General features: G+C 50.6%; 10 protein-coding genes. 1 reads left to right on the top strand and 9 read right to left on the bottom strand.

Annotation, left to right across the window (positions count from 1 at the left end):
- Nucleotides 1-83: 83 nt before the first annotated feature.
- The 9 genes from JOE49_RS10905 to JOE49_RS10865 form a co-directional block, all read right to left on the bottom strand.
- On the bottom strand, nt 84-473 hold the full coding sequence (locus JOE49_RS10905; protein WP_028543220.1) for a NifB/NifX family molybdenum-iron cluster-binding protein: 390 nt from the start codon (nt 471-473) through the stop codon (nt 84-86).
- Entirely contained in the window at nt 470-1,777 is a 1,308-nt protein-coding gene (gene nifN, locus JOE49_RS10900; RefSeq protein ID WP_209941079.1) for a nitrogenase iron-molybdenum cofactor biosynthesis protein NifN, read from the bottom strand. Before nifN ends, JOE49_RS10905 begins: the two co-directional genes overlap by 4 nt.
- Nucleotides 1,767-3,128 (bottom strand): nitrogenase iron-molybdenum cofactor biosynthesis protein NifE, encoded by a 1,362-nt coding sequence (gene nifE, locus JOE49_RS10895; protein WP_209941077.1) that lies wholly within the window; start codon nt 3,126-3,128, stop codon nt 1,767-1,769. The genes nifN and nifE overlap by 11 nt, the downstream gene beginning before the upstream one ends.
- A 72-nt stretch (nt 3,129-3,200) precedes the next feature.
- Nucleotides 3,201-4,730 (bottom strand): nitrogenase molybdenum-iron protein subunit beta, encoded by a 1,530-nt coding sequence (gene nifK / locus JOE49_RS10890; protein ID WP_071559110.1) that lies wholly within the window; start codon nt 4,728-4,730, stop codon nt 3,201-3,203.
- A complete protein-coding gene (nifD, locus tag JOE49_RS10885) occupies nt 4,727-6,175 on the bottom strand; it encodes a nitrogenase molybdenum-iron protein alpha chain (protein ID WP_209941075.1) in 1,449 nt (482 codons plus the stop codon). The genes nifK and nifD overlap by 4 nt, the downstream gene beginning before the upstream one ends.
- Nucleotides 6,176-6,263: 88 nt before the next feature.
- Nucleotides 6,264-7,130, bottom strand: a complete 867-nt coding sequence (gene nifH, locus JOE49_RS10880; protein ID WP_023987270.1) for a nitrogenase iron protein — start codon at nt 7,128-7,130, stop codon at nt 6,264-6,266.
- A gap of 6 nt (nt 7,131-7,136) precedes the next feature.
- A complete protein-coding gene (nifB, locus tag JOE49_RS10875) occupies nt 7,137-8,636 on the bottom strand; it encodes a nitrogenase cofactor biosynthesis protein NifB (RefSeq protein ID WP_209941073.1) in 1,500 nt (499 codons plus the stop codon).
- A 271-nt stretch (nt 8,637-8,907) separates the two neighbouring features.
- Nucleotides 8,908-12,165, bottom strand: a complete 3,258-nt coding sequence (locus JOE49_RS10870; protein ID WP_209941072.1) for a glycoside hydrolase family 32 protein — start codon at nt 12,163-12,165, stop codon at nt 8,908-8,910.
- Nucleotides 12,166-12,258: 93 nt separating this feature from the next.
- Entirely contained in the window at nt 12,259-12,510 is a 252-nt protein-coding gene (locus tag JOE49_RS10865; RefSeq protein WP_209941071.1) for a GH32 C-terminal domain-containing protein, read from the bottom strand.
- A 449-nt stretch (nt 12,511-12,959) separates the two neighbouring features.
- On the opposite strand from JOE49_RS10865, the gene JOE49_RS10860 reads away from it, so the two are divergent.
- Entirely contained in the window at nt 12,960-14,009 is a 1,050-nt protein-coding gene (locus tag JOE49_RS10860; RefSeq protein WP_209941070.1) for a substrate-binding domain-containing protein, read from the top strand.
- Nucleotides 14,010-14,176 lie beyond the last annotated feature (167 nt).

Genomic DNA, 14,176 nt, shown 5'->3' with positions numbered 1-14,176 from the left:
CCTCCATGTGCGGCTCCCGCCTTTAAGATATTCGGTCCGCAGGATCTTGACATCATATACGGTTGCTCTTCCTTACAGAAGGCTCATGATTCGGCTTTGCCGCTGCCCTCCTCAGCGTGCAGGATTTTGGCAAGCCACATGGGCGGATTACGAGCCAGCATATTCTGGAGACGCTGGACCTGCTCCTCAATGGTGCTACCGAAGGCCACCTTCACAGGCATAATGGTCCGTTTGGTAACCTGGGCGGCGGCCGAAGCGCCAATCTGTACCAGGAAGATCAAGGCACAATCCTCGATCAGGCCAATGCGGCTGGCGATCTTGCCCGCCTCATTCTCATCGCTCCCCAGGGCTATCCGCCGATGCTCCAGGAACTGGACGCCTGAGTGCCGAATTTCGAATACAGTGAACATGGGACTCTGCCCAAAATGAGCATTCACATGCACACCGTCTTCCGTCGCAAATGCAACCTTCATCCTCCCCTCCCCCTCTCGGTAAGCAATACATTGCCCACCTTGTTCACCCACTCCATGGTTCCACGGTATCCGACGCTTACCGATGTGTGGGCGCCCAGCTCGTCATACACCGGCAAGCCTGCCGGTACGAATGAGGCCCCAGCCCGTGCCGCTCCCTTTCTTCCATGTGAATTGCTGATCCACAAATCAACGCCCTGCGCGCTCTCCTCTGCATCATCCAGATCACCGATCCAGACTTCCCGTTCTGTGTTTTGCAGTGCGGGCGTGCTGCAGGGTGTAATTAGCCGTTTCAGTTCCACTCCCATCTCCTCCAGCCAGGCTGCGGTCGACAGCATATGATCCGGTTCTAGCGCCACTACAGCGGAAGCGCCGGAATAATAGAAATGGGCATCCAGCATGCTGTCCAACAGATTTTCACGCTGCCAGCGGAAGCGAACAGGGGCTGGCTCGCGGCTGATTTTCTGCAGAAAATGTATGAACGCATCGCTCGCGGCCAAGCCAGACAGACCCGTGAACAAGTGGTAGGGAATGCCTGCGGCATGAGTCAGCCTGCGCGCCGGACGCTCCATGCTCGCGCCAATGGCAATGGTGCAGGAAGACTCCAGCATCTGGCAGGCTGAATCCAGCGGAGTCCCCCCTCTCGTCAAAGGGGAAAAACCTGTCAGCAGGTGACCGGACAAGGAAGTGGAGATATCGGGAAGTGTGATAACCTCCAGGCCGAAGGAAGCGATAATATCCTTGATTTCCATGACATCTCCGGCAGTCAGATAAGAAGCCGGCAGCAGATTGACCTGCGTCCGGCGCTGTTTTTTGGGGGACTTGCCTCCGGCTAACCCGAGTACGGCATCCATTAGCGACTCTACTGTACTGCTGTAGCCCGTCTCCAGAGAACCGTGAAAATCAGGCAGCGATACAGAAAACAGCAGACTTTCCTTCAAGGCCCATTCTCGCTTGAACGCTTTTACCCTGGACTGAAAATCAACACCTGCCACCTCAGTGAGGGCCGTGCTGATAACGCCGATGACATCTGGATGATGCTTAGACCAGATATGATCCAGCGCCTCCTCCAGATTCCGGTCTGCATCAAATATAACGTCCATCTCTTGCAGCGCAGAGGTCTGAACGGCAATCGGCTCTCGAAAATGGCGAGTCAGCAGCGCCTTGGAGAAGGCCGAGCAGCCCTGAGCGCCGTGCAGCAAAGGCATTGAGCGATACATCCCCTGCAGAGCCAGCACGCCGCCCAGAGGCTGTCCTACCTTGAGCGGGTTGACACTGACAGGCTTCGTGGCGGATTTAATCGGCAAATTCCGTCTCCTCCTCCCATGGAGCCAATTTGGCGGCCAGCTCCCATACCGGATGCTGCAGCGTATGCACAAGCTGTTTCGCTAGAGACAACAGCCCGTCATAGCCCGCATAGGCTTTGTGCCGTTCTTGATTGATGTCCACAAAAGGAATCTGTTCCTTAAGCGCCATATACATGTTCCGGCCCCCGGCAATGACCATGTCTGCCTTGCGGCTCCGTACGGTCTTGAGAATCTGCCGGGCGCCGCCTTCCGGGATGTATTCCGCATCATCTCCGATACGGTCAGCAATCCGGGATACATCCTCGGCAGTACTCTTGTTCGTGCCTACACCAACTACCTTAATGCCCAGCTCCTGCAAAGCCGTAATGACAGACCAGCTCTTTACCCCTCCGGTATAGAGCACTGCCCGCTTTCCTTTCAGCTGCTTGCGGTAGGGTTCCAGCTCCAGCGATAGCCTCATTTCCTCCCGTGCGGCCAGCTTATCCACCCGTCGCTCTACATCACGATCTCCGGTCAGGTAAGCCATCTGCCGCAAGGAATAACTCGTCTCCTTTGCTCCATAAAATGAACCTTCAAAATAAGGAATGCCGTATTTACGCTCCATTTGGACTGCCAGGCCCAGCAAAGCCCGGCTGCATACGACCATGTTGGCCTTGGCACGATGCGCCCATCCCACCTCACGGAACCGACCGTCCCCGGTAATTCGGGACAGGATACTCATTCCCGCCTGCTGCATCAGCCGCTCGATATGCCACATCTCGCCCGCAATATTGTATTCCCCAATGAGATTGATATCATGGGAGGTTGTCTGTTCCGGCTCGGTGCTGCCGATAATATGCTGGAACAGCACGTCTCCGGCCAGCCGGGTCCCGAGATTCTTGCTGCCCACAAATCCCGGACTGTTCACCGGAATGATCGGCGTCCCCAGCCGCTCCGATTCAGCCTTGCAGACCCCCTCGATATCTTCACCGGTGAGGGCTGTGACACATGTTGTATAGACAAACACAGCGGGAGGAGCAAAGCGGCTGACAATGTAGCGAATCGATTCATGCAGCTTCTGTTCACTACCAAAAATGATGTCCTGTTCTCCAAGATCAGTAGTGAAGCCATACGCCGACAGCTCCGGGCCGCTGGACAGGCTGCCTCTGCTCTCCCAGCTATTGCCGAGACAGGCAATCGGCCCGTGCACCAGATGAGCCGCATCTGCAATGGGGATCAGTGTAATCTGGGCCCCGTCAAAGGAGCAGCCACCCGAAGCCTCCCCCGGCACAGGCCGGGGACAGGGCGTGCTTTTGGGAATTTTGTTGCCGCAGGATACCTCCAGCCTTCCGTTAGACACAGCCGGCTCCATCCGCACACCCCCCCTTATTTCAGATAGAATCCATTGAAATAGCTGCCAACTTCCATCTACGCGGTACAGCAATTAGCGCACCAGATCAAAGCTATGATCCGGAGCCTGCTCTTCCATGACATCCAGTACGGTATTCACGAATTGGGTAAGCAGATTCAGCGCACCCTGGTAGCCGATAATCGGATAACGATGCAGATGATGCCTGTCGAAGATCGGAAAGCCCACACGGAGCAAAGGAATTTTCGCCTCTTTGGCCGCGAACTTCAGGTGGGAGCTGCCAATAGCCAGGTCCACCGGGTCCTGGAACAGCAGCGAACGCATATGCCACAAATCCTGACCGGAATGAACCGTGGCTTCTGCACCGTAAGGGCTGGACTTCAGCAGAAGCTCTGCTTCCTTCTCAAATTTCCGGTCCCCATTGGAGCAAACAATATGCACCGGCTCCATGCCCAACTCCAGACAAAAGCCAATCAGGCCGATGAGCATATCCGGGTCTCCCGCCATAGCCACTCGTTTGCCGTGCAGATAAGCATGCGAATCCATCATGGCATCCACAATTCGGGCGCGCTCCTGCTTCAATGCCTCGGGAATTTCCTTTCCAGACAGACGGCTGATCTCTTCAAGCAAGCAATCAGTAGCGCGGATGCCCAGCGGCGTGGAGATGGAAGACACCTGCTGCCCCCAGGTTCGCTTCATATAGCCTAATGTTTTACGAAGAGAGTACTGCTGGATCGCCAACGTGCCGGCAGCATCTGCGGCCTCGGGCACATCCTTAAGCGGCGTTCCCCCGTAATAGTAGCTGTACTCTCCAGTGGCCCCTGAATCAAAATTACTGCTGTGGTCACCCAGAATGGTATACGTAGCGCCGAACATCCCCAGTATGCGCCGCATTTCCGCAAAATTGCCCGTATACCCGTCAAACCCGAGCAGTACATTCAGCTTCAATTCATGACCAGGCTGCGGCGTCCGGCCTGACTTGTTATACAGCGTCTCCAGTACAGAGCGCAGCATGGCGTCATAGCCCGTAATATGTGAACCGGAGAAGCTGGGGGTATTGGCAAAAGGAACCGGCATATCCTCGGGAAGGGCTCCCTCCTGACGGGCATTAGCCAAGAAGGCAGACAGATCATCTCCGATCACCTCTGCCATACAGGTCGTGCATACCGCAATCATCTCCGGCTGATACAAGGCAATACAGTTCTCTATACCGTCAATGAGGTTGCGCATGCCGCCGAATACGGCGGCATCCTCGGTCATCGAGGTGGAGACGGCAGGAACAGGCTCTTTGAAGTGGCGGGCAAGATGGCTACGGAAATAAGCCGTACAGCCCTGTGAGCCATGAATGAACGGGAGCGTTTTTTCGAAGCCCAGCGCAGCCATAACCGCTCCCAGCGGCTGACAAGCCTTGGCCGGGTTCACGACTACAGCTGTACGAGCGAAATTCTTATCCTTGTATTCCTTGGTCTTGGTGTACTCTAGGGTGGCGGTAACCTCCTCTGGCGAGCAAGGGGCCTCGAAGGCCCGTTTCTCCTCACGCTGGCGCACATATTTATCCTGCCGAAACAGCTGATTGTGATCGACAATGTTCAGACGCTCGCTCATACCGGCACCTCCGCAGTCTGCCGGGACGGCAGCAGGCTCCATACTGGACTGTTTATAGTCATATCCATATCACGTGCAAAAATCTTGAAGCCGTCAAAACCATGATAAGGCCCGCTGTAATCCCAGGAGTGCATTTGACGGAAGGGAATGCCCATTTTGTGATACACGTATTTCTCCTTGACTCCGGCGCCCATTAAGTCAATATTCAGCCGCTGGGCCAATTCCTCCAGCTCATAGGCAGTTGGGTCATCGTACAGAATGGTGCCTTCTTTTACATCGGGAAACGTCTTTTCGTAATCATCCTTATGGGCAAATTCATAGCCTGTAGCCACAATTTCCATCCCCAGGTCCTCATAGGCACCGATAGTATGCCTTGCCCGCAGTCCGCCAATCAGAAGCATTACCTTTTTGCCTTCCAGACGTGGGCGGTATTTACGGATGACCGCCTCCATCTGCGGCATATATTGGGCGATGACCTGCTCACATTTTTCCTGAATCGTCTCGTCAAAGCGGGCAGCAATCGCTCTTAGGCTCTCCATCGTCTTGGTCGGGCCGAAGAAGTTATATTCCATCCAAGGAATTCCGTATTCCTGCTCCATTGTTGTGCACATATAATTCATGGAACGATGACAATGGATTAGATTGAGCTTGGATTTATGGGCAATCCCCAGCTCATTGATCGTACCGTCACCCGACCACTGCGCTATAACCCGCAGTCCCATTTCCTCCAGCAAAATGCGCGAGGCCCAGGCATCACCGCCGATATTGTAGTCCCCGATAATGGAGACATCATAAGGCCCGGACTCCTTTAGCTCGCGGCGCCCCATCAGAAAATCGCGGATAGCATCATTGGCAATGTGATGGCCCAGAGACTGACTCACCCCGCGAAAGCCCTCACAGCGTACAGGAATGACCGGAATGACCAGCTCCTCTGTCATCTTCTTAGCCACGGCCCCGATATCATCACCAATCAGTCCGACCGGACATTCAGATTGCACGGAGATGCCCTTAGCCAGCGGGAACATCTCCTTAATTTCCCTGCAGATCACCTCCAGCTTCTTATCTCCGCCGAACACGATATCCTTTTCCTGAAAATTGCTTGTAATCTGCATGGCGGTAAAATTATCGATTCCCAATACCCCATTCGCATAATTGCGTCGGGTACCCCAACTGTATTGCCCGCAGCCGATGGGACCATGGCTAATGTGCACCATGTCTTTAATCGGGCCCCATACCACACCCTTGGAGCCTGCATAAGCACAGCCCCTTGCTGTCATGACGCCGGGCCGTGATTTCATGTTGGACTTAATGGAACAGGTTCCGCAGTTCACAAGCTCCTCATCCGCGATCTCAAAATGCTTGGTCCGGTCCTTCTTGGCCTTCTTGGGATATACCTCCAGTATCTCCTCTACGATCTGCTTTCCCTTATCCACAATACTGCTCATTTGGCCTATTCCTCCCTCCTGCGAGCTACGCGTTCAGCTCCCCCCATCATCACACGTTGGTTCCGTCATTAAGCCTTCTAGCTGGAGCCTACTGCCCGGACGCCTCAGCTTTGTTAATTGCGGTTTCTTCATCCTCAATAATGCCGAATTCCATCAACAGATCCTCCAGATCTTCCATGGAAATGGGAGTGGGAACCGTTAGCATATCGTTATTCAAAATCTTACCTGCCAGCTCTTCATACTCCGCAGCCTGCTTATGTTCCGGGTTATATTGGGTAACGGTCATACGGCGCAGCTCAGCGTGCTGTACAACATTGTCACGCGGCAAAAAGTGGATCATCTGCGTGTTCAGTCTTCTCGCAAGCTCTGTAATCAATTCCGCTTCCAGGTCCGTATTCCGGCTGTTGCAGATTAAGCCGCCCAAACGCACCCCGCCGCTGTTGGCATACTTCAATATCCCGCGCGCAATATTGTTGGCAGCGTACATAGCCATCATCTCGCCTGAGCATACGATGTAGATTTCCTGAGCCTTCTTCTCCCGGATAGGCATGGCGAAGCCCCCGCACACGACGTCCCCCAGTACATCGTAGGATACGAAATCCAGCCCTTCGTAGGCGCCCTCTTCCTCCAGAAAATTAATGGCTGTGATGATGCCGCGTCCTGCACAGCCGACACCGGGCTCTGGCCCGCCGCATTCCACGTTCAGAATGTCACCGAAGCCCTTCTGGACAACATCCTCCAGCTCCAAATCCTCTACCGTGCCCCTTTCAGCAGCCAGATGTAGCACTGTCTGTTGGGCCTTCGTATTCAGAATAAGACGGGTGGAGTCTGCCTTGGGATCACAGCCTACGATCATAATTTTTTGTTTGAATTTGGTCGCGAGCTGAGCCAGTGTATTCTGCGAGGTTGTCGATTTGCCGATACCGCCCTTACCGTAAAACGCAATTTGTCTCATATTTTCTCAGCCTCCAAAATGTTCAATGGGTAAATCCGAATGATTGCCCTTAACTCCCTTATTGCGCTTACTTCCTTTATTGCTCTGCACAGGATACATATAACGCAGAAATTTCACATATTCCAGAACCGATTCCTCAATATCCCCGCCGCATACAATAGGCAGCACGCCAGCTTCCTGCAATGCCTCTTTGGGGGCTTCGCCTATGCCGGACGACAGCAGCAATGCACAGTCATGCACCATGGAAAGGATCTCCTTCATCGTCTCGACCTTGTCCCCATTGCAATCGGCTTTCCCGTGGCAGTAGGATTGCACCTTACGAATGCCTATGAAATTTACGATGGTCCCGTCGCTTTCATAGATCATAAATTCCTTGGCACGGCCGAAATGCTGATTCACCTTCCCTCCACCACGACTGGCCACTGCGATTAGGACTGGCTTTGAGGTGAAGCTCGCTTCAGGCTTATCTCCCGATAACGGGCAGCTACAGCCAGCCCCGGTTGACGGTTGTTTGTGGTGTGATTGTCCCTCCTTGCGTTCCATTCTCACTCTCACCTTCTCATCCAGTTCTTTCTGAAATTGTGCCCTTGCCCCTTCATCCATGGGAGGAGCAGCCGCTATGTTCTCCCATGTAAAATCCTGATTGCGATCCTCGCCCAGCAGTCCAATCGCATCCGCCCTGCATTGACGGCAATGGCGCATAATGACAGCCCCCGCTTCAGCACATTGCTCCTGCAGCTGCCGGACCAGACGGGGACGGGGAGCCCGCATCCCTTCCTGCTCATACCGGCTACCAGGTGCGATGATGAGCGGCATAATGTTGTGCAGCACTGCACCGTGCTCCTTGACCACCCTGGCTACCTCCGGCAGATGGGCATCATTGACTTCGGGAATCAGCACCGAGTTCACCTTGCACAATACGCCTCTCGAAGCCAGCATCTTCAAGCCTGCCAGCTGGCGGTCAATCAACAGCCGCGCGGCCTCCTCTCCTGCATAGCGTTTTCCTTCATCGTAGACCCATCCATAAATGCGGCTCCCCACCACTGGATCTACAGCATTGATCGTGATCGTGACATGCGAAATACCCAGCTCTACAATCCTGCCGATATGCCTGATCAAGGTAAGGCCATTTGTGCTGAGACAGAATATGACATCCTTAACTGTCTCACGGACCCGGCGGAAGGTATCGAAGGTTGCCTCCGCATTGGCCAGCGGATCTCCAGGTCCCGCAATGCCGACAACGGACAGCTGCATCAGCTGTGCCGCTACGCCATAGGTCTTGCTCGCCGCCTGCTCCGGCGTGAGCAGTTCACTAACAACGCCGGGACGGCTTTCATTGACGCAATCGAATTTGCGGTTGCAATAATGGCATTGAATATTGCATGCCGGGGCTACTGGAAGATGAATGCGCGCAAAATAGCGATGTGCCTCTTCGTTATAACAGGGATGTCGTCTGAGGGTTTCCAATGCTAAGGGGGTTTCCGAGAGATCAGCTAAAGAGTCCATTCATTCCCTCCTCTCCACGTTATATTCCCTTACACAAATCTCTGTTTTCGTCTGGAATATAATTACATCTTAGAGACAGGGATAAATCCAGTCAATTCGCTTCTCCATGAAATCTCTGACATTTATCCTCATTTCACATATGTGTCAAATTTTACGTTAGGTAATATATCATACTATTTACATGTGTGCGGTTACATTATATATTCTCAATAACATCAAGACGTAAAAAAAGAGAGTCCGTTAAGACGGCTCTCCTTTTGAAATAAGAAATTCAAATTGGCTCGATCCTTACATGTTGGTAAAACGCCTGCCCTCCAAATACATTCACACCCACAAGTCCCTCGGTGAACGTACTATCTTCCAGGTCGATGACCTGCTCACCGTCTACATCAATGCGAATGCGCAGGCCCTCCGCCACGATTTTAATATGATGAAACATTTCCGGCAAAACGAATCTTGGAACCTTGGCAAGCACCTGCTGCTCCTCAAATTGACCCTCTTTTTTAAAAAATAGGCGAATCGATTTCAGATTGGGGTCCAAATTCAGATAATAGCCACTCGATCCGTCAGCATTGGCGCGGAAAATCATGGATCCAGCACTTCCATTTCCATGCAGCTTCATATCAGCCTCATACGTAAAATCTTCCGCCTGCTCAGCAGCCATATAATTCGCATCGCTGATATAGCTTCCTCGTATCCCATCCGTTGTCACGATCCACCGCGATGCGGAAACATCCGGCTTCCAACCTGTAAGGTTGGTATGAAACACCCCACCGTGCACCTTAACCAAGGTACTACCGCAGACCTTATCCTCCGAATCGGAAGCCGTAACAACAGCTTCTCCCGGGGCAACTGCCTCCATTAACGCACTCCCGTCCTCGGACGCATTGATCTTTACAATCTCAGGATTGTTAGAAACCCAAATCAGCGAGATTTCTTTTTCTCCAGACTCATCCCCCACACTCGCGTACAGACGCTTCGTCTGCTCCCTCGCAAGCTCCACATAAGTGTGATCCATGATCACACTGGCAGACGAAGCATCTGGTAGCCTCCAGCTGTTCCGCAAGGCATAAACATGGAGGGAAACAACCTTCACCTCACCACCCTGGGTGTAAAAGCCCATCCCTCTTCGCGCCGAATCGGGCAAAATAATCTCCGAAAATACGACCTCTCCATCATTCCCAAACACCTCAACCGAGGATTCGTCCACAAATATACGCATTTGGATTCGATTTCCGATAGGTGCAAGTGATGCTTTATGAAGCGTTGAAAATAGAGTAGAGAAATCTGTAAGCCCTGAATCAGCACGGTTTACAAACATTTGTTGTATGTCTGTTGTATAGCCGACCGCCGTTCTTTGCTCACCGCCATCCCGCACGTAAAACCCGAATGCTGAAGCAGCCCCAACAGAAGGCAGTTCGAACACCGCTTCAATCTCATAGGCACCTGCATCCAAACCTTCCAGTATATTCGGAGAAGATTCCGTCACACTTTGATTTTCTATCGCAAATAAACGGGAACGCAGCGAAGTCAGCTCGGATATCGGATGCTGTATCAAACGGATGCCTTCACGAGTTGTTTTTAGCGATAACTCTCTCGGGATGCTAAACTGTCCCTTCCAGGGAGAAGTCGGAAAGCTGAACGGATAGTCCCAATTCGTCATCCATGCCAGCATGATACGCCGCCCGTCGGGTACATCGGAGAAGGACATTGAGGCGTAGAATTCCTTGCCCCAATCGGTTTTCAACACCTTCCCCGGTGAATGATCGTTTTGAAATTTGCCATCAGACGTCAGTTCACCGATAAAATATTCCGCATCCGAGCCTTGAGTGTTTGTGCTGGCTCCAGTGCTAATCATCAGCACCCATTTAGAAGTATTACCATCGTCTACCGGAAGCTGAAATAGATCCGGGCATTCCCATACTCCACCACGTATATAATCACCATAACCAAAGTTATCCGTCCAGTGCCAATCTATTAGGTTGGTGGAGGTAAAAAAACGAATATGATCGCCTCCCGACACTACCATAATCCAGCGCTGATAGGCTTCATCCCACACTACTTTAGGATCACGGAAATCCCAATTGCCAGGATCGTTTTCACTTTGACCCGGGTTCTCTATTACAATTGGACGGTCTTTCGGGTATTGCCATGTACGTCCCCGGTCTGTGCTGTAAGCAAGGCCGATTCTCTGGTTGCCCTTGAGCTGATCGGGATTGAAGGAAGTGTAATAGGCAATCAGCCCTGCTCCTCCGTAGTCACCGAACAAGCTGGAAGTATTGGTTAGATCGGCTACAGCCGAGCCTGACCAGATATGACCAAGATCATTCCACTTCAATGCAAACGGAAGCCTTTTCCAATCCAGCAAATTCTGGCTGACCGCATGCGCCCATTGTCCACCATCCTGATGGAACAGGTGATACTCCCCCTCGAAATAAACCAATCCGTTCGGATCGCTCGCCGAGCCTCTGGCAGGAGAATAATGATACTGCGGGCGATATTTTTCTGTATAGTAATTCGAGACAGAGGTAAGGTAGATATCCTGAAAATAAGCAGTTCCCCCGGTCACTTTCAAGCCTGCAAAGACGTTGGTATTGCTGCTATCCATGATATCAATTGCCGCAGGAGTATATCCATCTATAAATACCTGAATCCGCTCTCCATGAGCGATGATTTCCAAGTGGTGTTTGCTGCTGAACCCACCCGGATATGTCTGCGCCGACTTTGTAATCAACGTTCCGTCCGCCTTCTTCAGTTGTACGCGAACCTGATTGCCTTCGCCTTGCACAGAAGCAACATATCCATTTTTCCCATCCTGACTCCCTCTGAAAAATAGTCCTGCTTCCATTCCCGGTTCAGAAGGATTCAGCGTCACACCGCCTTCCAGCACCAGGTCTGTAGCTGCGGAGCTATATATTTTCAACGCATCTTCTGCACTTGTTCCCTCAGCCCTTTGCCCTTTCAGGTCAGGTTGCCATTTTCCACGGATCAGGAGCGGTCCGCTTAGATTCGTATTCATATCACTGACTTGAATGTTCTGAAATAACGCCGATCCATTCCAAACATTCAGCCCCAAATATCCTGATGTATAAGTCGTATCGAACACATCTATAATCGGGTTATATTCCTCATCCCAGAACACTTTAAGATGGGAACCCTCTACGCTCACCTTGAGATGATAAATAGCTCCTTTTTTTAAATTGACCTGACGTTCCTCTTTCAGTTTTCCAATATCCCCGGCAGCATCCCGCAGCCGCAGCAATCCGGCAGCTGGTACGATCTGGAGCATATAGGAAGACCACCCGTCCTCACTGGAACGGAATACTAGCGTAGCATCCGCCTGTGTGTCAGTGACCATCACATCCGCCTCAAAAGTAAAATCCTGAGACGTTGTTCCGGACATAGCCATCACATTTTCCTGTGGCTCCGACCTTAGCAAAAGTCCCTGGATGTTATCTTCTTTGTGCCCCTGTCCCTTAATCTGCCAATCGGTCAGGTTCGTTCGCGTGTTAGTAAACTCCACCTTCATCCCCAACCCCCTACCTTCTAGTACGGATCAACACCGCGCATCCACTACAAAATAATTGGAAAATCAGCTGTTTAGATCGTCATGGAGAACGTCTCATTTCAGCGGCGAACGATCCACATAGATATGAATGTCCAATCGGTTTTCTACTGTTTCCAGTGGGGCTGCGTGTCTTCCCGCAAAGTCCTCATGTAAATCCGAACAGCCTGACCGTGTCCGGTCTACATATACTTCTAGCGTATCGGAAGCATAACCGACGAGCATCTCCTGTTTTTCTGATACTCGCAATTCCCCCAATCTGTAATAAATCGTCTGTACAACAAATTTGAAAAGGCTTACATTTTCCATCTTCAATTTACCAAATCAAAATGTCACTCGTCAATTATTTTTGTAAAAGATCCATTTACATTTGACTAAATATAGCATTAATAAATTATGCTTTTGCAAGAAGATATGATAACAGTCATAGTATATAAACCAATTTTGAAAGTTACCCATTAACAATGACCGCTTTACTTATACAGCATGGATCTGTTCTCTCTGTTTCCCATGCGCACTTTTTTTGTCCAGCTTATATAAGATTGGATTTAAATTTATTTGTCGATCCGATGGAGATAAATATAAGTTACCAAACAAGATTTACAAATGTAAATATTATTTGTTCGTTTGTAATGCAAACATTGCTATTTCATGCGAACTATTATACATTTAAGATACATTTAAGGTCTAAACGGAGAGCTGTAAGAGGCAACTGTACCTCTCAGGCAATCCATTATTAGTGAAGGTGGAACCTGTCTATGAAGAAAGAAAAAGTCACCATTCAAGACATTGCTGACGCTTTGGGAATCTCTCGAAATACCGCGTCCAAAGCGATTAACGGTAATGATAGCATCCCGGTTGATACTCGGAACAAGGTCATTAAAAAAGCGATAGAACTTAAATATAAGCAATTTGCCTATGTGGAAACGGAGAGCATCATCCCGAAAAATCAAGGTAACATTGCCCTGGTCACATGCAATCTGCCGAACAGCTCACATTTTGGCTCCTTACTCATCAGTGGTTTGGAGAAAAGAATAAGCGCAGAAGGGTATAATCTGTCGATTCATATTGTGCGGGAAAATGAAATCCATGCAGGAACACTTCCTAACAATTTTGAAGCCTCCAAGGTGGATGGAATTATTTGTATTGAAATGTTTGATCCACAATATAGTGAGCTTATTACGGATTTGGGACTGCCCACGATCTTTATTGATTGTTCTGTGGACATTTCTTATCCTGATTTGAAAGCGGATTTATTGCTGATGGAAAATGAACATAGCGTTTATTCTGTCACCAAAAGCCTGATTCATCGTGGATTTACGCGGATCGGGTTTGCTGGGGATTATAAGCATTGCAAAAGCTTCAACGAGCGGTGGGTTGGATATAACAGAGCTTTAATCGAAGCAGGTCTAAATGTGGATTTATCTTGCTGTATTATCGATCAGGACCGGAATTTTTTCTCCGAGTCGGATTGGATGGATAAACAATTGGAAGGCATGAACGTGCTACCGTCTGCGTTCGTGTGCGCCAATGATTTTATTGCCGTCAGTGTCATGAAAGCGCTCAAAAATAAAAACTTGAAAATTCCTGACGATATTGCCGTGTTTGGGTTTGATAACGCTCCTGAATCCCGGATTGTGGAACCTCATTTGTCCACCGTGCATATCTACAACAACGAGATGGGCATTACAGCGGCTGAGATGCTATTGGCACGGGTCAAAAATCCTTCTAGACCTTATCAGATCACGCATATCAGAACAGAGCCGATATTTAGAGAATCCACTCCAGTGTTACAAATAGAAAAGTAAAAAGGTGTTCTGACGACGCTACGTGAACGGAACGTTGCTCCAATCGCTGTTGTATCCGGATTTTATTAAATAGCCTAGTGGTAAAAATCCGGATACAAAGGCGACCGCTGACGCTTTTTCGCAATCGTTCCGTCCTCTCCGCTGCTTTCAGCGTTTCCCTCACTATT

This window comes from Paenibacillus sp. PvR133 (assembly GCF_017833155.1).
In the GTDB taxonomy this organism is placed as follows: domain Bacteria; phylum Bacillota; class Bacilli; order Paenibacillales; family Paenibacillaceae; genus Paenibacillus; species Paenibacillus polymyxa_B.
This window is presented reverse-complemented; position numbering and strand designations above follow the sequence as displayed.

Bases quoted from the DNA above. Each gene is read 5' to 3' on its own strand.
- JOE49_RS10905 (WP_028543220.1), bottom strand. From the start codon at position 473: ATGAAGGTTGCATTTGCGACGGAAGACGGTGTGCATGTGAATGCTCAT.
- nifE (WP_209941077.1), bottom strand. From the start codon at position 3,128: ATGGAGCCGGCTGTGTCTAACGGAAGGCTGGAGGTATCCTGCGGCAAC.
- nifK (WP_071559110.1), bottom strand. From the start codon at position 4,730: ATGAGCGAGCGTCTGAACATTGTCGATCACAATCAGCTGTTTCGGCAG.
- nifD (WP_209941075.1), bottom strand. From the start codon at position 6,175: ATGAGCAGTATTGTGGATAAGGGAAAGCAGATCGTAGAGGAGATACTG.
- nifH (WP_023987270.1), bottom strand. From the start codon at position 7,130: ATGAGACAAATTGCGTTTTACGGTAAGGGCGGTATCGGCAAATCGACA.
- nifB (WP_209941073.1), bottom strand. From the start codon at position 8,636: ATGGACTCTTTAGCTGATCTCTCGGAAACCCCCTTAGCATTGGAAACC.
- JOE49_RS10870 (WP_209941072.1), bottom strand. From the start codon at position 12,165: ATGAAGGTGGAGTTTACTAACACGCGAACGAACCTGACCGATTGGCAG.
- JOE49_RS10865 (WP_209941071.1), bottom strand. From the start codon at position 12,510: ATGGAAAATGTAAGCCTTTTCAAATTTGTTGTACAGACGATTTATTAC.
- JOE49_RS10860 (WP_209941070.1), top strand. From the start codon at position 12,960: ATGAAGAAAGAAAAAGTCACCATTCAAGACATTGCTGACGCTTTGGGA.